This window comes from Flavobacterium sp. PS2 (assembly GCF_046250155.1).
Lineage (GTDB): Bacteria > Bacteroidota > Bacteroidia > Flavobacteriales > Flavobacteriaceae > Flavobacterium.
On record NZ_CP176426.1, the window covers coordinates 5,216,956 to 5,237,652 of the forward strand.

Annotated in this window: 17 protein-coding genes; 14 read left to right on the top strand and 3 right to left on the bottom strand. The window is 31.9% G+C overall.

The window, feature by feature from the left end:
- Positions 1–55: 55 nt before the first annotated feature.
- Positions 56–4,996 carry a hypothetical protein gene (locus ACJ6WR_RS22415; RefSeq protein ID WP_409416561.1) on the bottom strand — a complete coding sequence of 1,647 codons (4,941 nt, stop codon included), beginning with the start codon at positions 4,994–4,996 and terminating at the stop codon, positions 56–58.
- A gap of 237 nt (positions 4,997–5,233) precedes the next feature.
- Between ACJ6WR_RS22415 and ACJ6WR_RS22420 the strand changes: the two genes are divergently transcribed.
- From ACJ6WR_RS22420 to ACJ6WR_RS22430, 3 genes are all read left to right on the top strand, one after another.
- The gene (locus tag ACJ6WR_RS22420; protein ID WP_039112118.1) at positions 5,234–5,644 is read left to right on the top strand and encodes a hypothetical protein; all 411 of its coding nucleotides are present in this window, start codon (positions 5,234–5,236) and stop codon (positions 5,642–5,644) included.
- A 184-nt stretch (positions 5,645–5,828) separates the two neighbouring features.
- Entirely contained in the window at positions 5,829–7,244 is a 1,416-nt protein-coding gene (locus tag ACJ6WR_RS22425; RefSeq protein ID WP_409416562.1) for a PLP-dependent aminotransferase family protein, read from the top strand.
- Between the two features lie 133 nt (positions 7,245–7,377).
- Entirely contained in the window at positions 7,378–7,866 is a 489-nt protein-coding gene (locus ACJ6WR_RS22430; RefSeq protein ID WP_052250142.1) for a GNAT family N-acetyltransferase, read from the top strand.
- A 318-nt stretch (positions 7,867–8,184) separates the two neighbouring features.
- On the opposite strand, the gene ACJ6WR_RS22435 is transcribed toward ACJ6WR_RS22430, so the two are convergent.
- Positions 8,185–9,258: a BamA/TamA family outer membrane protein gene (locus ACJ6WR_RS22435; protein ID WP_409416563.1), complete on the bottom strand. Its 1,074-nt coding sequence runs from the start codon at positions 9,256–9,258 to the stop codon at positions 8,185–8,187.
- Positions 9,259–9,623: 365 nt separating this feature from the next.
- Here ACJ6WR_RS22435 and ACJ6WR_RS22440 point away from each other — a divergent pair, with 365 nt between their 5' ends.
- The 6 genes from ACJ6WR_RS22440 (at position 9,624) to ACJ6WR_RS22465 (ending at position 15,119) form a co-directional block, all read left to right on the top strand.
- Positions 9,624–11,432, top strand: coding sequence for a type VI secretion system Vgr family protein (locus tag ACJ6WR_RS22440; RefSeq protein WP_409416564.1), 1,809 nt, complete (start codon positions 9,624–9,626; stop codon positions 11,430–11,432).
- A gap of 3 nt (positions 11,433–11,435) precedes the next feature.
- Positions 11,436–12,572 carry a hypothetical protein gene (locus tag ACJ6WR_RS22445; protein ID WP_409416565.1) on the top strand — a complete coding sequence of 379 codons (1,137 nt, stop codon included), beginning with the start codon at positions 11,436–11,438 and terminating at the stop codon, positions 12,570–12,572.
- 3 nt (positions 12,573–12,575) lie between these two features.
- Positions 12,576–13,262, top strand: a complete 687-nt coding sequence (locus ACJ6WR_RS22450) for a hypothetical protein (RefSeq protein WP_409416566.1) — start codon at positions 12,576–12,578, stop codon at positions 13,260–13,262.
- A 274-nt stretch (positions 13,263–13,536) separates the two neighbouring features.
- Complete coding sequence (locus ACJ6WR_RS22455) at positions 13,537–14,235, top strand: hypothetical protein (protein ID WP_409416567.1); 699 nt, start codon at positions 13,537–13,539, stop codon at positions 14,233–14,235.
- 25 nt (positions 14,236–14,260) lie between these two features.
- Entirely contained in the window at positions 14,261–14,437 is a 177-nt protein-coding gene (locus ACJ6WR_RS22460) for a hypothetical protein (protein WP_409416568.1), read from the top strand.
- 160 nt (positions 14,438–14,597) lie between these two features.
- The gene (locus ACJ6WR_RS22465; RefSeq protein ID WP_409416569.1) at positions 14,598–15,119 is read left to right on the top strand and encodes a hypothetical protein; all 522 of its coding nucleotides are present in this window, start codon (positions 14,598–14,600) and stop codon (positions 15,117–15,119) included.
- A 44-nt stretch (positions 15,120–15,163) separates the two neighbouring features.
- On the opposite strand, the gene ACJ6WR_RS22470 is transcribed toward ACJ6WR_RS22465, so the two are convergent.
- Positions 15,164–15,934, bottom strand: coding sequence for an AraC family transcriptional regulator (locus ACJ6WR_RS22470; protein WP_409416570.1), 771 nt, complete (start codon positions 15,932–15,934; stop codon positions 15,164–15,166).
- 96 nt (positions 15,935–16,030) lie between these two features.
- Between ACJ6WR_RS22470 and ACJ6WR_RS22475 the strand changes: the two genes are divergently transcribed.
- The 5 genes from ACJ6WR_RS22475 (at position 16,031) to ACJ6WR_RS22495 (ending at position 20,629) form a co-directional block, all read left to right on the top strand.
- A complete protein-coding gene (locus ACJ6WR_RS22475) occupies positions 16,031–17,236 on the top strand; it encodes a CynX/NimT family MFS transporter (protein WP_409416571.1) in 1,206 nt (401 codons plus the stop codon).
- A 222-nt stretch (positions 17,237–17,458) separates the two neighbouring features.
- Positions 17,459–18,082: a hypothetical protein gene (locus ACJ6WR_RS22480; protein WP_039119756.1), complete on the top strand. Its 624-nt coding sequence runs from the start codon at positions 17,459–17,461 to the stop codon at positions 18,080–18,082.
- Positions 18,079–18,675, top strand: coding sequence for a hypothetical protein (locus tag ACJ6WR_RS22485; RefSeq protein WP_409416572.1), 597 nt, complete (start codon positions 18,079–18,081; stop codon positions 18,673–18,675). The genes ACJ6WR_RS22480 and ACJ6WR_RS22485 overlap by 4 nt, the downstream gene beginning before the upstream one ends.
- Positions 18,676–18,866: 191 nt before the next feature.
- Positions 18,867–19,445, top strand: a complete 579-nt coding sequence (locus ACJ6WR_RS22490) for an RNA polymerase sigma factor (protein WP_409416573.1) — start codon at positions 18,867–18,869, stop codon at positions 19,443–19,445.
- A 335-nt stretch (positions 19,446–19,780) separates the two neighbouring features.
- Positions 19,781–20,629 carry a FecR family protein gene (locus ACJ6WR_RS22495; protein ID WP_409416574.1) on the top strand — a complete coding sequence of 283 codons (849 nt, stop codon included), beginning with the start codon at positions 19,781–19,783 and terminating at the stop codon, positions 20,627–20,629.
- Positions 20,630–20,697 lie beyond the last annotated feature (68 nt).

Consider the following 20,697-nt stretch of genomic DNA (forward strand, 5'->3'; position numbering starts at 1 on the left):
AAAGATGGCTCTTTTTATTATCTAATTTTTTATATCTGTTTAAAATGACCCGTTTTTAAATAATACTACCCGTAATAAGCAAATCTCCTGGGCAATTTACATCCTTTAATTCAATGTAATTTCCTTGCGGGAAAATCAAATTCTTTAATGCGAATACAGAAACATCATTAAAACTTACATTGAGTTGCTTCGTTAATTTTGGCGGAATTTGTTCATTCAATTGAATATTGAATAATGCCTGCAAATCATTCCCACAACCACAAGGGCCACCACCCGAAAGATGCCCGCTAATTTTAACATCCTGATTAGTCATTTTAAATGAAATATTTTGTTCTCTGCCAGTACCCGATATGGTAAGAGGCATAGAAGCAGAAATATTTAAGGTATAATCAGATGAATGGTCTTTAGTACCAGACTCCGTACGGAACCAAATAATTGTTTTCCAGTATTCTGTAAAATGTTGCGTGCGCTGCTGATTAAAATCTAATTTTATATTTGTTCCATTAGGAGTTAAAGTCATTCCTGAAATTGGTTCAGAAATTATTCCTCCATCAACAGCATACTTGGAGATTTCAACAACACCTCTAGGACTTGTATAGCTACTATCCAGAGCACTTAAATTTACTTCTGCAGTAAGCGCACCTTGATTAAACTTTCCTGACCATGCCTTCGACTTATTAGTATCTTTAGGATTAGTACCTTCTAATTTCCAACCCGATTTATCCAAACTTTGTGGCAACACACTCTCAAATAAAACTTTACTACTTACAATCATACTCACATCTGATCCCATTGGGATAGGTTCGGGTAAATCATTAAGAAATGTTTGACTACTTTCCGCAATTCTATCATTAGTCATAATGAAAAGTTGTAAAATTTGATTAGCTGAATTGCGTGTAATCAGCGTTTTAAATAAAAATTGGTTAGGTTTCATATCGCTAATTTTACCAATCTTACTTTTATCTAGTGAGCTAATAACAAAAACTACAGGATTCTGCGTAAAATAAGAAATGAGTTCCAAGTTGAATCTTGCTTTTTCATCATTTCCTTCAATATTAATGTTTTTGGGAACAAAAGTTCCCTGTGACATGTCCAGAATTACGCTTAACACATTCTCGCTTGCAATTGTACCCGATCCTACAATTCCTTTTGCCTCGCTTAGCGGAATCTGTGCTTGAATAAGAGCCCCAGGATTAGATACTTCTGGTTCATCCCATTCTATAGGTTCTGATTTGTATTGTGATCCTTTCGTTATCTTTCCAGAATGGATGATGCATTCCATCTTTACATTGGATGGATTGTTGGGAAGAAAAGAGAGTTTAGGATATCCATATTCGGCTTCAAACTTTACCCAGGTTTTCACTTTAGATGTGGCATCATAATGATACTCTAATTTAATTTTTCCTCCGTATGATTTATCTTTTTTTAATTCATCATACTGTTTGTTAATAGTTTCCTGAATTTTGGTAAGCCCCATATTAAAAACAACATCCCAACCATTTGTAACCGTTTTTCCTTGCATTAATACCAGCATATCCTGCAAAGAAGGAGCGGAGGTAAGAGCATTACCAAGAAGTCCTTTTTTAACTCCCGATAATAATCTACCAGGTAAATCCTCTATTCTTGCCTCAAGTACAAACTCGAGTGTTACGGGTACAAATGCATCTTCTAACTCTATTCCTTTATTAATTTCTGTTTTAGGAAAACTAATGTTCCACTTACAGAATGGCGTAATCGGGCTAACCTCTTTAGACCATGTATCGCCGCCGTCTGTAAAATTCGGGGTGTTAGTATCACATTTATACTCATAGATACGTTCACGAGAAGGCGTTTTAAACATACGCGGAATCCTATTGGGAGCACGATCAAAAAACGGATTACCTTCATACGTTAATTTTAAAAGGTATTTACCACTTTTTGTTTTTACCGAAGTTCCAACGCTTGCCACTACAGACTTAACACGACAATTAATGTATTCGCTAAAATTTACATTATCAAGACCAATATCCAGAATATAAGCATTACCATTGATTAATTTACCTACAGGCACTTCTACTGTAATACGTATCGGACTAGTTACAGATTGATGAATAGAATTTAGCAAATTCAAAGCAGTTAAGGTATTCTGGCTTTGCTTAACAATTGTACCTTTAAAACTCAGCAAATCAAATGCTGTCATTAATGTGGGCGCTTGAAGATTCTCATATTGAAGTGCCTGATCTTGTAAAATCAGCGTTTTAGAAAGCATGCTCAACATACGATTTCGTAAGAATTGAAGTGAAGCAGTCATACCAATCAAATCAAGATTAAGCGGTTCTAGCGACGGAATATTACCCGGTTTTAGTTGGTCTTTTATTCCATCGAGTCTTTTTTGCTGCGCTTCGCTCAATACGTTTAATCTTTGCTGATTATAAATATCTTTGGCGAGTTGGTTTGCTGCATCTTTTGCGCTAAGCAACGCTTTTCCGCGAAGAAGTAGAATTTGAAATGCATTTATCAAATCATTCTTTTCTTGTACAGGCGGTCCAGAATCGATTATAAGCTTCATATTAGCACTCATTTCATCCCATGCCAGATTCGATTCGATAGCAAACGAAGCATTTTTTAGTTCGTTAAGAGCTTTCTCCGCATTTAGCAATTCCTCAACACCTTTAACCCCCGTTGTAAATACTTTATAAGAAGCATTCAGAATATTAAGTAATTTCTGCATCTGTTGCACTTTAAGTCCTAATTCCTCTACAGCTTTGATTGATTTGGCTGGAATAGCAATAGATGTAGCTACGGAAAAAATAGTCGTCGCCATATCAAGACCAAATTGTATCGCTTGCCGGGTTTGCCAATCTCTTACAGCCTGCTTATAGTTTGTTACAGCAGTTTGCAAATCAGATTTTTGACTGTCAACATTTTTCTGAAAAGTAGCAATTTTAGCTTCCAGACTTTTGAGTTCTTTTTCTTTTTGGGTAATAATTTCTTTGTAATACGAACTCAGGTCACGTTGCTGGTCGGCATTTGCCTGAATAAACTTTGTAAGCAATTTACCCGATTCAATTATATTCTCATTCAGCGATTTACCTACATCTATAATTAGTTCCTTTGTCTTTCTTGCCTCAATAATATCCTGATATTTTTGTATCTCAAGAGCAATACCGTCAGAATATTGTATAATAGTTTCTATATGTTTTTTGTATTCTTTAGCCGGTAATAGTGGTACATAAGCAGCATATTCGGGATTCATAGCATTTCGGACACTATCCATCGCTCGTACTCTCAAATCTAGCACACTTGCATTACTACTTACTTGAGGAAGAATGCTGGTAATCCAACCCATCGTATCTGCCACAAAGTTTAATGCATTTTTTTGATTCGTATCGTTAAAATCAGTACAACCTGCCATAATAGATTCGGCAAAAGAATAAGCAAAAGATAAATTTTCTTCCATATCTGGAAATACATCACTTTCTTTAGGTTCCTTACGAACATCATCTGTGATTAATACAAGAGATCTACCGTGTATTTTGGCTGTATCATGCATAAATTTTAGCCCGTCTACTATGGTAAAATGCTCCGTGAAATCGTCTTTTGTAACAACCATTCCGCCATAAAAAACTTTACTATTGAAGTTAAATGATTTATAACCCTCTTTACTTAGTTTGCAAACAACAACGCCTTTATCAGTTTCCATATTAGTACTTTGAGTAAGTATATTAATATAGTTTCCGGGAATGCTTATCGTGCCAATTTTTGAATATAGATATTGCGAACAAAGTATGAATTTTAACGCCTTATTACTGGCTATAAACTGCATTTCATCCAACGCTAGTTTGGCTTTATACGTATTTATGTCTTTTGTTACAATTGTACTAAGAAATCCCGGAATTTCGGAGTCAGGGATAACATTCTTAATATCATACGGGAAATATTTTTCGAAGTTGGGAACAACACGATCCGTAAATTTTTGGATTAACGCCCCTTTTAAGATACGCTTCATTACCAAACGGCGGTTATACTCTGCAAAAACGGACAAGGTTGTAAGTTTGAATCTTGTAACTGCGTTTTCTTTATAATTAGCAAGATTTATTTTTCCATCTAAAAACGGTTCAAAAATACTATTGGTTTCTGACCATCTTTGATCGTGCCAAAGATTCTTTTTGATGTCGCTTTCTAAGAGTTTGCTATTACCAAAACTAATGAGTTTACTATATTCCTTTACAAAACCAAAAGCTCCTGTAAGGGCATTTGTTGTAAAATAGCAAAAATTAACAGAGTCTTCATTTGTGTATTTATTTTTAGAAAAACTAGCCGAAACCTTCTTAAAGGAGTCTTTATTGTATGCAAACACCTGAAAAATAATATCTCCCACATTTACACCAGATACAAAATGAGTTCCCCATTCGTTAAAATGCTTCATGCAAATATTTGCCTGATTTAAAGTCGTTTCTGCAGGATTGTATTGTCCTTTTTCATCATCAGAAGCTCTTACTTTAATCAAACTTTTGCGAAAATCTTCCTCAATCTGATATTCTGTCGAAGGTAATAACGGATTAGGATGTAATATTGTTCCAGATTTATTGATAGGATGAAAAGCCGTAGCTGATAAGCGTTCTAGCTTAACAAGAGCATACGAGGTATCTGATGCTTTTAAATCTAAACCTAGATTCTCAGAAAGTTTCTTTAATGCTTCATCGCGATCCTGATCACGCAATAACATAGTTCCCGCAGCGACTTCAGCATCTGGAGCACCATCATTAGGGTTATCAATTTGATATGGAAATAGAGTATTTAAAAGATTTTCTGCATCTTTGTGAATAGAAACTATTGGGTAATTCCATTCCAGTTTTTTATCGGGATTTATATCTATTTCTAGCTCTTTCAAAGCTTTTTTATCTTGCAGAAACAAGCCTTGATTATCTACAGACGAAGGATTCCAAGAAGGGTTATATCCAAAGATTAAATTAGTTGTGGTACCTAGTGTAATTTTACTTTTTATAATTGCCATAATACTATAATTGGGGTATTAGTAAATAATCGCGTGCCACATATAAATCAATAATTTATAAGTAGCCGCTTAGCTCAAAGTAAATAAAAAGGAAGTGTTTTTTTATAGGTAAAAATACCTGAATAATTTACCGATAAAATAGCATATATTTATAATCTGTATCCATATATAAATTGTTTTCTGTATCTGTACCTGTTTTTATTTAGTACGTAGGTTTGTAGTAAACAAATCCTCCTTATGAATACTCAAACAAATAACGCTCAATATCTAGAATTTGGAACTGTAAATATCTCGCACCTTGGTAGCATATTAAATATATCTAACCGTGCAAAAGAAAGGACTAAAAACAATCCAAATCTGATACAAAATATAGACGAAAACAATATGAATCATTTTGGACTTCCGCTAAGTGTTGCTCATTACGGAAACCAAATGTTAGGCTACGGATTTGTAACAATTAATAGCTCTGGAGAAACTGAATTTAATTATTGCTTTGAAGAAAAAGAACATAATGCATCACAAATAAAAGATGGTTTAGAACTAGAAGCAAAAAAAACTTTCAAAGTTTTATTTAATGATAATGCTACCAAAGAAAATGCAGTACAAAATGCGATTGATAAACTAGCAAACTGGATTGATCAGTGCTAGTTTTTAGAACAAATAATTAAGCTTTGTTTACACAAAAAAGCGAACCATGTAAGTTATGTAAGTTCATTTAAACGAAGTGTTTTAAAACTTATATTTTCTTAAATCACTTATATGGTTTAAAATGCTTTTTAATAAAATATTAGCCAATAAGGTTATATAACTTGTTAAGATAATAATTAAAGAAATGGCTAAAGAAGTCTTATATATAAAAATTGCTCATATTATTCAGGAACAGATTTTATCTGAAACGCTAAAAATAGGAGATAAGCTACCTTCAATTCGTGCACTACAAAAATTATATAACGTAAGTATCAATACTGTTAAGCAAGCATTTTTAGAATTAGAAAGTAAATCTTTGATAGAATCAAGACCTAAATCTGGCTTTTATGTAAGTAATACATCTAATAGGAAATTTTCGATTCCTTCGATGAATAAATTGAAAGTATCAGAAACCCAAAAAAGTCCTGACGATTTAATTACTAAGGTGTTTGACACTTTTGGTGATAAAAGCATTACCCAATTTTCTTTGGGAGTTCCGCATAAGAGTTTGCTTCCTATTGCCAAACTGAATAAAGGAATTATTAAAGCTACGCGAAATCTGGAGGAGAGTGGAACTGATTATAATTTAGTGCAAGGAAATTTAAACCTAAGACGCAATCTCGCAAAATGGTCGCTTGTATTAGAAGGTAAACTAACCGAAGATGATTTTGTGACTACTTCTGGAGCTATGAATGCTATTTATAGCTGCTTAATGGTCACAACCCAACGAGGAGATACCATCGCTATCGAAAGTCCCGTTTATTTTGGAATACTCCAAATAGCAAAGTCTATGGGACTTAATGTTATCGAGCTCCCTACACATCCCACAACTGGAGTAGATCTTGATGCTTTAAAAAAAGTAATACCAAAGATTAAAGCATGTTGTTTTATGAGCAATTTCAGTAATCCTTTGGGGAGTTTAATGCCCGATGAAAGCAAAAAGGAATTGGTCGAATTGCTTACTTATCATAACATTCCGCTTATAGAAGATGATTTGTATGGCAATCTTTTCTTTGGCACAGCCAGACCAAAACCTTGTAAATATTATGATGAAGCTGGAATTGTTATGTGGTGCGGATCAGTATCTAAAACACTTGCACCAGGATATAGAGTAGGGTGGGTTGCTCCGGGACAGTTTAAAGAGAAAATAATCAGGCAGAAATTAGTACAAACAATCTCTACGCCATCTTTGTATCAAGAAGTAGTTGCCGATTTTATGGAATTTGGAAGATATGATCATCATCTAAGAAATTTCAGGCACACTTTGCATACAAATTGCCTACATTTTCAGCGTGCTGTCGAAAATTATTTTCCTGAAAACACTAAGATTTCTCAACCACAAGGTGGATCTTTTCTTTGGCTTGAACTTGACAAAAAAATTGATACCGCTTCATTATATGATATTGCAATAAAGCAAAAAATCAGTTTTGCTCCAGGAAGAATTTTCACCCAACATGATCAATACAATAATTGCATGCGTCTTAATTTTGCTTTAGAGTGGAATGATAAACTGAATCTAGATATAAAACGACTTGGCACAATTGTAAAAAATGCTTTGTAATACTGTTGCCTATAAAAACATATAACTGTCATTGTGATAGCTCGTTTTGATTAGTGTTAATTTTTAAGCAAAATAACTATATATCAGTAACTTAAATAAAACTACTTAAACTAATAAGTTCAATATAAAACAAATGAATCAAGATATAATTAACTCTCAATCAAGAATAAAAATAATAGATTACACAGATAAATTCAAAGAATCTATCAAAATTCTGAACTACGCTTGGCTAGAAAAATATTTTAGAATTGAAAAAATGGATGAAGTTTCACTCTCAAATCCAAAAGAAGAAATCATTGATAAAGGTGGTTTTATATACTACGCTACATTAGATAATGAAATTGTTGGGACAGCTTCACTTCTAAAAAAAAGCGATACTATTTTCGAATTAGGAAAAATGGCGGTCAGTGATAAAGCACAAGGTTATGGTATTGGCACATTATTATTGGAGCATTGCATTACAACTGCAAAGGATATGAAAATAGAAAAGCTAATTCTGTATTCTAACACAAAGTTAGAATCAGCAATACATCTTTATCGCAAATATGGATTTGAAGAAATCCCATTGGAGCAGGGACTTTATGAACGAGCAAATATTAAAATGGAGAAGAAGCTACCTTAAGAGGAGGAACAAAGAAAAAAAGCAACAAAGGCTCAAAGGTTGAAAAAAAAGAAGAGACCAAGATTAATTTTAACCACAATGTATCCCCAATCTTGTCTCCCTGACGAAGGAAGTGGCTCCACAAGTGGCTCAAGAATAAAAGGAAAAATATTAGAATGAAGAAGAACCAGTGGATTTAACCGCAAAGTAAGCAAAGCTTTAAGCATAATTTATCCCCAATCTTGTCTCCCTGACGAAGGAAGACAAGTTTGTGGTTAAACTATACAAGCTACGACTCAGAAACTTAGTAGCTCAGTAACTTAGCAACTAATAATAAATTTAAAAAGCTTCTCCGATTCGGAAATAAAGTCCCCAATCGCCTTTTCCAACAGCTGCATCCAAACCAACATTAAATTTCTCGTGTTTAAATGCTCTGTAGCGATAACCAATTCCTGCACCAGGATATAAATTCCAGTTAAAATCGGATGTATCAGATCCATAAATAGTTGCTACACCTGCAAAACCTACAAGCCCCATTTTTTTATTAAAGTTATAACGGTATTCGGCTTGTAAAGCCATTAGTCCGTCGCCACGGTATTTCCCTTCTGAATATCCTCTAATATCCTCACCGCCAATAGTTACTTGCTGCTCAAAAGAAATATTCCCTAAACCAAACTTACCCGAAAAACGAGCTGCTAGTACATCGGTTCCACTTCGCATAGGAAAGTATTTATTGTATTCTGAGAGAATTTTATTGGCACTAACATCATTACCAACCCACGTTGGATAACCAATCCAACGCAATTTTACTTTATCACCTTTGGTCGGATAATAAACAGCGTCACGAGTATCATACATCATATTTAGCTGCAAACCATTTGTTTGAGTAACAGAAGATGGTTGTATGTCATCTTCATATTTTGTATCGTAATGCGCATACGAATAACCAATGCCAGCATACAGCGATTTAACCACTTTTCGTTGGAGAGTCATTGCTACAACTGTTTTTTTAGTTGCATAATCATAAAAATCTGGCGTGTTGATATCATCCACATAAAACTGGGCATTTTGATCACCAGTTACAAAAATAAATTGAGCCCGCCACTTGTCTTCGTTAAAATACCATTTGTTAAAAGAAGCCACAAAATAGGATTTATTAGTCGTATAAACGGCAGATATACCCGAGAGCGATTTAGGCGAAATAGTATCGGCTTTATTGAGTTTATACATCATCATAGGAATAGCACCAAACATAAAATCCAGCGTTCTATTGTAATTAAGATAAGGCATTACATTAAAATCTATATTCTTTGGTTTTGCCTTTGTTGTAACCGAGCTATCAATTGGTTTTGTTTGAGATGAAGCACATAAACAAAATAAAAACAGCATTATAGTAGGTAAGATTTTATGCATTTTGGATGTATTTTTAAGTTACTTTATAAACTATTTAATGTATTCCAGAAGGTATGCAAATGGGGTGTTTTTTGATATGAATAAATAATTTTACTCTTCATAAAACTTAAAGGTAATATTTTTTTTAAAGCAGCAAAATATTGTATTGTAAGAACTTAGATATAATAAAGTAATATTTTTTATAGATGCCCAGCTATAGTATAATAATCAAATTAATCGCCTCTCTTGTTTTATAAAAAAGACTTATCCTGATAGTTATATAACTTATTCGAACCCATAAAAAAACTTCCTTACCCGTACTTTATGCAAGTATTTTTTGTACAACAAAATACTTAATAACTAAAGCACTTATTAACAAGCACATCATGAAAAAGTTTTCCGAGCAAGTACATATAACAATAGATGAATTTACCCAAAATGTAGTTTATTATGATTTAAAGCTTTCACAAACTATGATGGATCATCATCATTTTTCGTTTGTATGGCAATATACTGGTAAAGCAGTAATTAAGCCTGCTGACCAAGCTGCGGCATTGCGTAAATATAAAGGTAGAGAAGTCATTTTTACCTTCTTGGTCAACGGAATAAGACTAATGTCAAAAGGAATAATTTCAAAGCTAAAATCTGTTGATCTAAACGGAAGCCCAGTGGGTTTATACGTAACAGGTATAAGCCACACGATTTTATTAGACGACATGAAAAAATCAAGAACTTTCTTAAACCGTAGCATAAAAGAAATAGCATTACAAATATTTTCTGATGAAACTGCAGGAGAATTTTATCAAATAGATGCTATTGAACCTACTTATACAAAATATCTTGAATATAAACCACAATACAACGAAACCAGTTTTGAGTTCTTAAAGCGACTCTCGGCACGTTACGGACAATGGTTTTATTTTGACGGAATGCGTATGCAATTTGGACAAACTAAAACGTCCAAAATCAAACTTATTAATGGAGCTTCTTTGCATGAATTTAGCATCGAAACCAATTTAGTATCGCATAAAACCTCTTTTGCAGGATATAATTACACCAATGCAACACCTTTAAGAGGTGCCGAAGCCAAAACCACCACAGGAAGTGCCGACAGTTTTGCGAGAGTCGTTGGCGATAGACAAGCATCGGTATCCCAACCTGATTTAAGTATCGCCGCTTACACCAATCAGGCAAAAGATTCTACTGAGATTACTGATATGGCAAAACTACAAACAGCAGGTCGTGATGCTAATAGTGTTTTTTATAGCGGAACCTCCTATTTGCCCATTGGTGTCGGACAAGTTTTTACAATCCAGAACCAAACCGTTGAGCATGAACTGATAGCTATCGAAGTAATACATCACTCAGAAGTAAATGGTAATTATAACTGTGAGTTTGTAGCCATTCCTGCCGATGTAGCTGCACCACACTATACCAATGTTGAAGTAATTTCTATAGCCGATAGTCAACCTGCAAGAATAACAGACAACAACGATCCAGAAGAAATGGGGCGGGTAAAAGTTGATTTTTATTGGGCAGCTGGTAGCACAAAAAGCGAATGGATGCGTGTTGTACAACACTACGCAGGAGCAGGAAGGGGAAATTATTGGAATCCCGAAATAGGAGACGAAGTACAAGTAAGTTTTGAGGGCGGAAATGTAGATTGCCCGTATGTATCGGGTTCCTATTACAATGGAAAAGATAAGCCTGAATTTTTTGAGTCAAAAAACATGATAAAAGGATGGAAACTACGATTTGGACAACTATTTAAATTTGTCGAAAAAATAGGTATTTGGCTCTCTGACCCAAGCGGAAACGAAGTTCATCTGGATGAAGAAAACAAAGACATGAATTTTACTTCTCCCGAAACAATCACTTTTAATTGCAAAAATTTTATAATAAATGCATCAGAAGGGATTACTTATAATGCAGGTACAAATATCTCAGAAAACGCACTAATAAATAAAAGTACAATTGTAGGAGGGATTCTTAATACAAATGTTACAGGAGATAGCTTTATGCATGTGGGAGGTGATCATAATGAAAATATTGAAGGAGATTTGATGTCACATACTGAAAAAGAAAGATATGAAACGGGTTTAGAAGGTATTCATAATAGCAGTGAAAAAGATGTCAATAAACATGCAAAAAACAACATCCAACATAATAGTACTGAAGGGACAAAACAAAATTAAATTATGAGAATAAGAGTTGTAAAAGGAATCATAACAAAAACAACAGGAGGAAATCATAATATGTACTCCAATGGAGATATTGTTACAAATGCAGGTGGTTCTATCAATGAAATAGCAGATAAAGGGTATCTTTATGGGGATCCTGAAGACGCACCACCATTAATGCCTTTTGACCGTATTATAAATGTAAATGGCCATTTTTATAATAAAGATGGTACTTTTGAAGGTAAGATAGATGAACCTGGTTTTGAAGGAAGTATAGATGATGTTTATGTTTGTGATGGGAAAGTCCAAACAAAAAACTCGTTTAAGAATAATAAAAAGCTTGATATTACCCATCAGCAATTTTGTTATATAGCTGGTGTTATAAAAGCAGAAGAGTCCAGTACATTTGAGAGTGCAGCTGCAACCACCCAAGCAACATTTAATGCCGTAAAATTTGAAAAAGGTGATAAGCTGACGATGGAAGAACAGAGTAAATTTGCTGAAAAACTTCTTTCTACAGGTTATTCAACAGCAACGTTGAAAGAATCATTAAAAGACACAGAGAATGATAGTCTTTGCAAAAATGCTCGCAAAGGACTAATTCATGTTTTACAAGGAGGAAAGGATTATTCAGAAGAAGCAGTATTATGGGATGGAATTGATTTTGCAGATAGAGGAGTCATAAGTGCAAGACCACATCCTAAAACGGATAAAGATGGAGGAATTCATATTACAAAAGATCTATGGATCAAATTTGTCAATGCTTGTGAGTATAAGCCAGACAGTAAAGGAATTCAAAGGCTTTATAGACATTTAGAAGGAAAAGACGGAAAGGGTCATGATAAAGATAAAACAAAAGCAGAAGCTTTAGCGACCATACCGTTTGAAGAAAAGAAAAATGCCTCTGCAAACGATTCATATAATATTTTTGATTTTGGACAAAAGAAAAGTAGTGTTTGGGATATTTTAGTTGATTCAAAAGGATTAAAAAATGTCGATTATTACGAAACAGTTGGCACAGGTAAATACAATAAAGGAAGAATTCTTAATAAAGCAACAGTAGTTGTAGGAAGACATATATTTTGGAAACCTTATAAAGACCACTCAAACAATGAAGGATATTATTGGAAAGGAATGATGAATCATAAATTATAAAAAATGAAAAATAAAATTTTAATCATTTTAGTGATTTGCTTTATCAGTTGTAAAACAGATAATCGCGAATCTCCTAATGAAGAAAAAAAAATAACAAAGACAATCGACACAGTTTTTTTTGATGAAAAAGGCGATACTATAAAATCACAAACCGCTTATCTTAAAAACAACTATAAATTGATTATTTTTCCTGCTTTAGATAAAAAAAATAAAGGTATAATTAATTTTAGATTAATTAATGGCAAAAAAGATAATACCTATTTATTAGCCAGCACTTTCATCGCAAATTATCGTCCGTATTATGAAGGAGTTGATTTTCAAAATTATTTTGCCTTACATAGTAATGGAGGAGGAACAAGTAATTCCTATTTTTGGTTGTATGATAAAGAAACTGGTAATGAAGTTTTAACATATAGTTATTTTAAAATACGACTAGATTTTGACTTAAAAAACGAGCTAATCTTATACGAAGATGAAGATAATGAATATAAAAAATTCATTTATGATGTAAACACAAAAACAAAGACATTGGTTGATATCCCAAAATCCTTTGCAGACAAGCAAGAATGTACACGTAATGACTATTTTGAAAAAGCTTCATATATAAAAAGAGTTACAGACAAATATTACTTTATAGCATTTAAGGATTGTCCATCTTCAGTAGAGTTTAAAATAAAGAAAACTAAATAAAATATTATCTATAAACTACTATTTATGTTTTATTGAATTAGAAAAATATAAAAAAAATTATCGATTTCTTCCTCCACCTAAAATAAACAAATGAAAAGAGATCAAAAACATATATTTTGGAAATTTCATTATGACCACCCAAATAACAAAGGATATTTATGGAAATATTACATGAATCATAAATTATGAAACAATTATTATTATACTCTAGCTGCAATCAGACAACTCAAAAAAAGAATCCTACAAAAAAAGAAGAAGTAAAATCTACAAAGAAATGATAACCAAATTTATATCATTAGTACTTCTTTTTTTTTCAATTTCAGTAAATAGTCAAAATATTAGAATTTTAAAAGATTCTGTATTTGTAGACTCTAGCTTTTTTGTGATTGAAGAACTAAAAATTAATTCAAATATTGAAAAGGCAAATAATAAAATATATGCAATTACTCAGAATACTTATGAAATATTTAAAAAAACCTTTATAGGCAAGCCTGAACAAAGAATCAAAATGAAAAAAGATACGATCTCTAATCGCATTTTGATGAATACTTTAAGAGAGTCAAATTCAGGATTTGAACATTATGAAATTTACTATGATAAAAACAATATCATTAATATTTCGATTTCGATACAATCTTATAGTTCACCATGGGAAGCAACTAAATATTATTGTTTTGATTTAAACAACGGCAAACGAGTTGGAATAAATTTATTTGTAGATCAACAAATATTTTTAAAAAAAATTAAAAAAAAATTAAAAGACCAAGATGTTAATTTGTTAGTAAAAGCAAATGATTTATTAAATTTTAAAATAATTACAGACAAAAATAAAAACATTTCAGGCATTGACTTTTCAATTTTTGATACTAAAAAATATAGGAATAGTGGATATGAAGAATTTATTATTCACTTTGAATGGAAAGAAATTGAAAATTATATTTCACCAATATTTAAAAAGAGATTATTAAAGTAATGATAAGAACTTAAAAGCGAACCCGATGCAATGCCTGGTACTTCCTACTCTGGTTGCAGGTGGAAACCCATTAGCTGGATTGATTTTTAGCATTATGAAAAACCAAATCATGAAAGATATAAACGAGTTTAACGCTTATATAGCAAAACATATCGAAGAAGTAGAGACACAAAAAAGGTTACGATTACTGAGTATTATATGAAAGTAATGTCTTCCAATTTTCAAATATTAAAAGAGTCTAATCTTTATACTTTAGAAGAATCCTTTATTGAATCTGTTTCTGTATTCAAAGGGGATTTTGGTACAATATTTATTTATAAATTAACTGCTTTTAGTTTTAAAAATAGTACAACAGGTAATCTATGAAAATAGCAATTCTCTTTCTCTGCTCAATTTTTGGTATCTTAAATGCTCAAAATAAAAATCTTAGTTATATTCAAAAAAATATAGAACCTTGTCGTATACCAATAAACGATTCAATAAGTGTGTACAAAATTCAGGAGAAAATATATAATAATACTATTGAAATTATGATCAAGACTGAAAATTTAATTACTCAAGAATGTTCTAATGTAACTATAGACAATCAACTTCTTATTAAACTAAATACTGTTCAAAATCCTTTCATAGAGATAAATAAATATATTATAGAAGATATTAATATAAAAGACTTTAAAAACTTAATTCCAAATAAAATATATGGTATTAAAAAAGCAGAATATTATATTCTTGTAATTGAATTATATAGTTTTTCATATTCAACTATAGGAAGTGGATATATTTATTTGTGCTTTAAAATAGATTTAAGAGGAAATGTAATCGAGAATAAAATGTTAGAGTTAAAAACTCCAATGAAGATGAATAGGTATAATAAAATTTTCTGAAAGTAAAGTTTCTCAACTTCATTTTTAATAATAGTTTATTTATTTCAAGACCCTAAGAATTCATTAGGTCTTTTGTTGAGTATCTGAAAAAAACTAGTACTAAATGCTTGTATACTTTTGTAACCCACAAGATAAGCAACCTGAGAAACTGTATATTTTCCGGTACTTAAAAACTCGATACCTTTTATAATTCGTACCAATTGAATATACTTTGAAATCGTAATTGTTGTTTCTTTCTTAAATATTCGTTCTAAGGATCGCAAAGACATATTGTTGTTTTCGGCAATAGTACTTATATGTATATAATTTGCCATATTATCTAAGATAAAATTGCTTATTTGTAACAATCGCTCATCGTTTGGGATAACGATATTTAAAGTTATTGCGCCTTTAAAAAAGCTAGGCAACTCTACAAAAATGGCATTCAGAAAAGCTTTCTCTTCAATCGAATATTCTTCTTTTTTACTCCATTTTACGCAATAAGATATCATCTCCCGAAGTACTGGAGGAACAGAAAAAATTCTTAGCTTATCATAAAAATTATCTTCCTCATTAATAGAATAAAAAATGGTTCTCAAATTTATATCCTCAGAAACTGCAGTTGTTCTGTGTGATAGGTTAGAGGGAATCCATGCAGCATGATTTTGAGGCAAGAGATAGATACGCCCAGCCACATGTAAGTATTGAAAACCTTTCTCTACATAAACAAGTTGCGCCCTATTATGAGAATGCTCATTGGAGTCATGTATCCAATTATCTTCAAACCAAACGTAGGCTTTTTTGGCAATACGATCTACTAATTCATAGTTCTTCATAATGCATTATATGATTTGCTTTTGTCGTTTTAGATTAAATATATGGCAAATTTAATTATAATACGCATGGTAAATTTGCAGAAGAAAAAAAATATTATGAATAAGCATAAAAAAGACTGGAAAAGTAAGACAGGGGTCTGTTTCGGAATCGTACTGCCATTTATCGGAATATTATTTGTTGCCTCCACATTGCGAGCGCCATTAACAGCACTAGGGCCTGTATTAACCGAGATTAGTAAATCACTAAATCTTTCAAATAGCGAGGCTGGATTCCTTACAACCATTCCATTAATGGCATTTGCATTCCTATCTATTCTTGTTGGGCAATTATCTAAAAAACTGAGTCTGGAGAAATTTCTACTTTTTTCGATTGCACTTTTAATCGCAGGATTATATATAAGAATAATGGGGACAGTAGTAACACTATTTCTAGGATCTGCCATACTTGGTATTGCAATTTGCATCGGAAATGTTTTAGTGCCAGGATATATCAAGAAAACATTTCCTAATAAATCCGGAATGGTTATCGGTTTCTATTCTGTATCGATGAATTTTACTGCAGCTCTAGCTTCTGGATTTAGTATAGCAATTGGTAAATTAAGCAGTCTTGGCTGGAAAGGCTCTTTAGGAATCTGGATTTGGATTGCTGTATTTTCTTTTTTAATATGGTTACCAATCGTATTAAAAAGAACAAAAAACATTGAAGAGACAGGAATAGTAAAGAGCAATCTAAATATATTTAAATCACCATTGGCATGGCAAATTAGTATATTCATGGGGCTTCAATCATTAATGTATTATTCTCTTGTAACCTGGCTTCCGATGTTGTTACAGGGTTTTGGTATGGTAAAAGAAGAAAGTGGATGGGTTTTGTCTTTTATGCAAATGGCGATGTTACCCTTAACTTTCCTTGGGCCAATTATTGCATCTAAACTTACTAACCAGAAAAGCTTAATTTTTGTTGTTGCTGCAGGAATGTTTATTAGTGTCTTGCTTATACTATTCTTTCAATTACAATATATCTATACTGCAGTTATCCTTTTCGGAATATCTTCAGGATTATCTTTTAGTCTGTCAATGATGTTTTTTGTTCTTCGTACTGCAGATAGTCACACTGCTACAAGAATATCTGGTATGGCACAATCGGTAGGTTATTTATTGGCTGCATTTGGACCTCCTATATTTGGTAGTTTATATGAATACGGTGAGACATGGAATTTATCTTTATACTTTCTTTTAATAATGATAGTTATAATGTTTTTTGTAGGGCTTAAGGCGGCAAGAAACCATCTTATAAAGTAATTACAACCTACATATTTAAGTTTAAAACAGGCGTAATTGCCTGTTTTTTTTTATGTATATAATCATCCTTATTTGTATGAATTTAACATTTTCAAAATAGGTATAAATACGGTATTGATATTTAAATTTTCGTTTTAAATTGTATTTAAATTAAAAATCCATAAACCAAATATTATTAGGGTAAGTAAAAAAGGAAAGTTCAACCCCCAAATTATTATGATAATGGACAAAATTAAATTGAATTTCATCAACAAATCTAATGACGCAAATAACAACAATGTCATTATTTTTCAACAAAATGTTGCTCAGGAATTTGAAAAAAGTGCTATTGCCTGGAAGGTAATAGAAAATAGTAGCAGACTAGACAACCATCCTTTTGCATTTTCAATGGGCTATGAAGTAGCTACTTGTGATTCATACGGCAATTTTACCCCAATGCTTTACACTTATGAAGGAACAGCGTATGAAATGGTCAAGGATAACGCTGGCAGTGTACTGAGAGTTGCATCAAAACCAGCTACTAATCTTAGCCAAATAGAAGTAAAAAACGCGCTTCCGTCTGGAATAATCAACGCAAACTGCTACAGAAACAATAGATTAATTGCTACAAAAACAAACCTAGCTCCTGGAGAAAAAGCAGTTTTTGAATTTTACCCAAGACTTTTTATAGGTGTTGTTCCTGAAATAGAAGAAGGAGATGTATTAGACTCTGCAATAATCTCACAGATTAATTCACAAATAAATTTATTTGGTATAACTAGTGCAGATATTGTAATGACAGGTGGGGGACCTGGTAATCACTCGCCAGCATTCAATTTTAGTTTAGAAAACATAAATAAACAATGAATAGAGAAATAAAAACATTAGATTTTTTTCAGTACAAACCTTTTGCTAAAGACTCCGCCAGTTTTTCTTTTCTTGCGAAATTAGCGTCGTTAAAAATAAGAGGACATAGGGAACAAATGCAAAATGAAGCTATTGCTTATATTGACGGAATTGCTCCTTATGAATTACAATATGTATCTAATCCAAGCGACTTACAAGGAAATATTAATAAATTCAAATCATTTTATAACATCTTAAATAAAGATAAAAATTTCACCCAAATAATAGAACAAACCTGCGTGTTTTTTAATACTAATGTAAATGATTTTTTAATATATCTTAAAAGTGATTCTTATCTGGAAAATAAAGAAAAATTATGGGAATCTTATTTTGCTTTGATTATAGAAATGGGATTTCAAAGTGAGAATCGTTCCGCTATAATAAAAGTATTAGGAATTTGTAATTTTCTTGAAGTAATCTTTAATCATCTGGATGATTACCAATTAAGCACTACACTTAATTCAAGTAAATTAGTGTCTCTGTTTAATGCAAGCATCATTTTAGATAAAGATATATTTCCGCTTCCTTCTTCATCCTATATATCTTTCAATTAAACTATATAAAGAGTCATCCTAAAAAGATGGCTTTTTTTTATTGTGATAGTTCCTCTAAATAATTCAACGTAAATCTATAAAACAGACATAGCGTAATATTAATAAATTATTAAATGACTAAACCACAAAATATTGATAAAGGTTTAATCTTACTTTTGTAAGGGTCTTCTTTAACGATTTAAAATTACAATATGAGTTCTAATTTAGTAATAAGGTTAAGAGAGGGAGATGATTCCTGCTTCAAAGAAATTTATGATCTATATCATTATAAAGTTTTTTGTTTTATAAAGAAATATACCTCGCAGCTTGCAGATTCTGAAGATGTGACTCAAAATGTATTTATTCACCTTTGGAAATACAGAACCAAATTGGACCCAAATGTAAGCTTAGAAGCTATCTTGTTTAAAAGTTCAAAACAAGAGATATCGAAATGGTATAAAAAACAAAACAGAATCTTTTCTGTAGAAAATGACCAGTTAATTAAAGAACTTGATAGCGTATCTGAAACGGAAGATGATATAAGTTCCAAGCTGGAAAAAATAGAATACCTCCTGAATAAAATCCCTCCAAAAAGAAGGAAAATCTTCAATCTACATAAATTTGAAGATCTTAGTTATAAAGAAATAGCCGTAGAGATGGATATGTCGCCAAGCGCGGTTGCTAATCAAATCTCAAAGACCTTACAATTTCTTAAAAAGAATTCAGTACATAATCATGAACTGTACTGGTTTGCATTATTCTTTATAAGTCAGCCAAGCTTGATAAATTGATTGGTGATTTTCGATTAACGATTTTTGATTTCAGAACTCTGAAACCTCAAAAAATTGGATAATCTTACTATCCGAAACACTAAATTTTGAATCATTAATCATCAATCTCAAATCTCTTAACTTAATGACATTACAGTAGCTCGTTACTCTCCCTTTTTTCTTTTTGGCTAACCTATTTTTGGTTTATCACTTCCAAAAAAAACCTTCTCAAATGGTTACTTAGATTAAGAAAACGTTAATAGTAATATTACCCCATGATATTTGCCCGACTAGGAATCTAATGTAATTGAATTGATAAAATTCATGTATAATTTTCAATAGTAAACTTAATTGTAATGAGATCTAAAAAATTAAAAGAAGAATGGAACGCAATACCTAATAGAGGTATTCTTCCTGACCAAATTGCATCCCGAATGTGGGATAACATTCAGAGCGTTACAATTAATAAATACAAAAGCTTTTATAATTGGGTTGCAGCAGCGTGTGCAGTAATAATTTTGTCTTTTAGTGGATATCAGGTTTTTACTCCATCGCATAATGCTACAGTAGCAATTACTTCAACAAAAACATTTAACAAAGATATACGCCTGATAAGTTTACCTGATGGAACACGTGTATGGCTAAATCAAAATACTCTAATAGAATATCCAACAGAATTTGCTAAAAATGAAAGAGCAGTAAAATTAACTGGTGAAGCTTTCTTTGAAGTTAAGAGAGATGTATCACGACCTTTTGTAATTACATCTGGAGCTATAAAAACGACTGTTTTAGGTACATCATTTAATATTAGTTCTTATGCTAACAAAGAACCTCAAGTAAATGTAAGAACTGGTAAAGTAAAAGTAGAAAGTGATCAAGATGTAGTTTTCTTAGTAAAAGGGGATAAGGCTATTTATAATAATGCTGATGCAAAAATTGAAAAGCAAAAAACTACTTTGCTTGAGCCTGAATGGAAAAAGGTTTTAATTTATGTAGATGGGTTAACTCTCGCACAAGTTATAGAGAAACTAAAACTTGACCATTCTTTTACGGTTGACTATCTAGAGGAAAATATAAAAGACCTTAAAATACAGGGAACCCTCGATACTAGACAAGGGTTTTATGAAATGCTTCAAACTGTAGCGTTTGCTCTGGAAATTAAAATAAGAACAACTGGCAAAGACACCTATCTCATAAGTAGATAATCCGTTCTACAGTTTTTTTAAACAGACTTTGACAGAAAGAATTCAGCAGTATTAAATCAATAAGAAAA

Bases quoted from the DNA above. Each gene is read 5' to 3' on its own strand.
- ACJ6WR_RS22465 (WP_409416569.1), top strand. From the start codon at position 14,598: ATGAAAATAGCAATTCTCTTTCTCTGCTCAATTTTTGGTATCTTAAAT.
- ACJ6WR_RS22440 (WP_409416564.1), top strand. From the start codon at position 9,624: ATGAAAAAGTTTTCCGAGCAAGTACATATAACAATAGATGAATTTACC.
- ACJ6WR_RS22455 (WP_409416567.1), top strand. From the start codon at position 13,537: ATGATAACCAAATTTATATCATTAGTACTTCTTTTTTTTTCAATTTCA.
- ACJ6WR_RS22480 (WP_039119756.1), top strand. From the start codon at position 17,459: ATGGACAAAATTAAATTGAATTTCATCAACAAATCTAATGACGCAAAT.
- ACJ6WR_RS22425 (WP_409416562.1), top strand. From the start codon at position 5,829: ATGGCTAAAGAAGTCTTATATATAAAAATTGCTCATATTATTCAGGAA.
- ACJ6WR_RS22490 (WP_409416573.1), top strand. From the start codon at position 18,867: ATGAGTTCTAATTTAGTAATAAGGTTAAGAGAGGGAGATGATTCCTGC.
- ACJ6WR_RS22445 (WP_409416565.1), top strand. From the start codon at position 11,436: ATGAGAATAAGAGTTGTAAAAGGAATCATAACAAAAACAACAGGAGGA.
- ACJ6WR_RS22470 (WP_409416570.1), bottom strand. From the start codon at position 15,934: ATGAAGAACTATGAATTAGTAGATCGTATTGCCAAAAAAGCCTACGTT.
- ACJ6WR_RS22430 (WP_052250142.1), top strand. From the start codon at position 7,378: ATGAATCAAGATATAATTAACTCTCAATCAAGAATAAAAATAATAGAT.
- ACJ6WR_RS22420 (WP_039112118.1), top strand. From the start codon at position 5,234: ATGAATACTCAAACAAATAACGCTCAATATCTAGAATTTGGAACTGTA.
- ACJ6WR_RS22495 (WP_409416574.1), top strand. From the start codon at position 19,781: ATGAGATCTAAAAAATTAAAAGAAGAATGGAACGCAATACCTAATAGA.
- ACJ6WR_RS22485 (WP_409416572.1), top strand. From the start codon at position 18,079: ATGAATAGAGAAATAAAAACATTAGATTTTTTTCAGTACAAACCTTTT.
- ACJ6WR_RS22415 (WP_409416561.1), bottom strand. From the start codon at position 4,996: ATGGCAATTATAAAAAGTAAAATTACACTAGGTACCACAACTAATTTA.
- ACJ6WR_RS22460 (WP_409416568.1), top strand. From the start codon at position 14,261: ATGCAATGCCTGGTACTTCCTACTCTGGTTGCAGGTGGAAACCCATTA.
- ACJ6WR_RS22435 (WP_409416563.1), bottom strand. From the start codon at position 9,258: ATGCATAAAATCTTACCTACTATAATGCTGTTTTTATTTTGTTTATGT.
- ACJ6WR_RS22450 (WP_409416566.1), top strand. From the start codon at position 12,576: ATGAAAAATAAAATTTTAATCATTTTAGTGATTTGCTTTATCAGTTGT.
- ACJ6WR_RS22475 (WP_409416571.1), top strand. From the start codon at position 16,031: ATGAATAAGCATAAAAAAGACTGGAAAAGTAAGACAGGGGTCTGTTTC.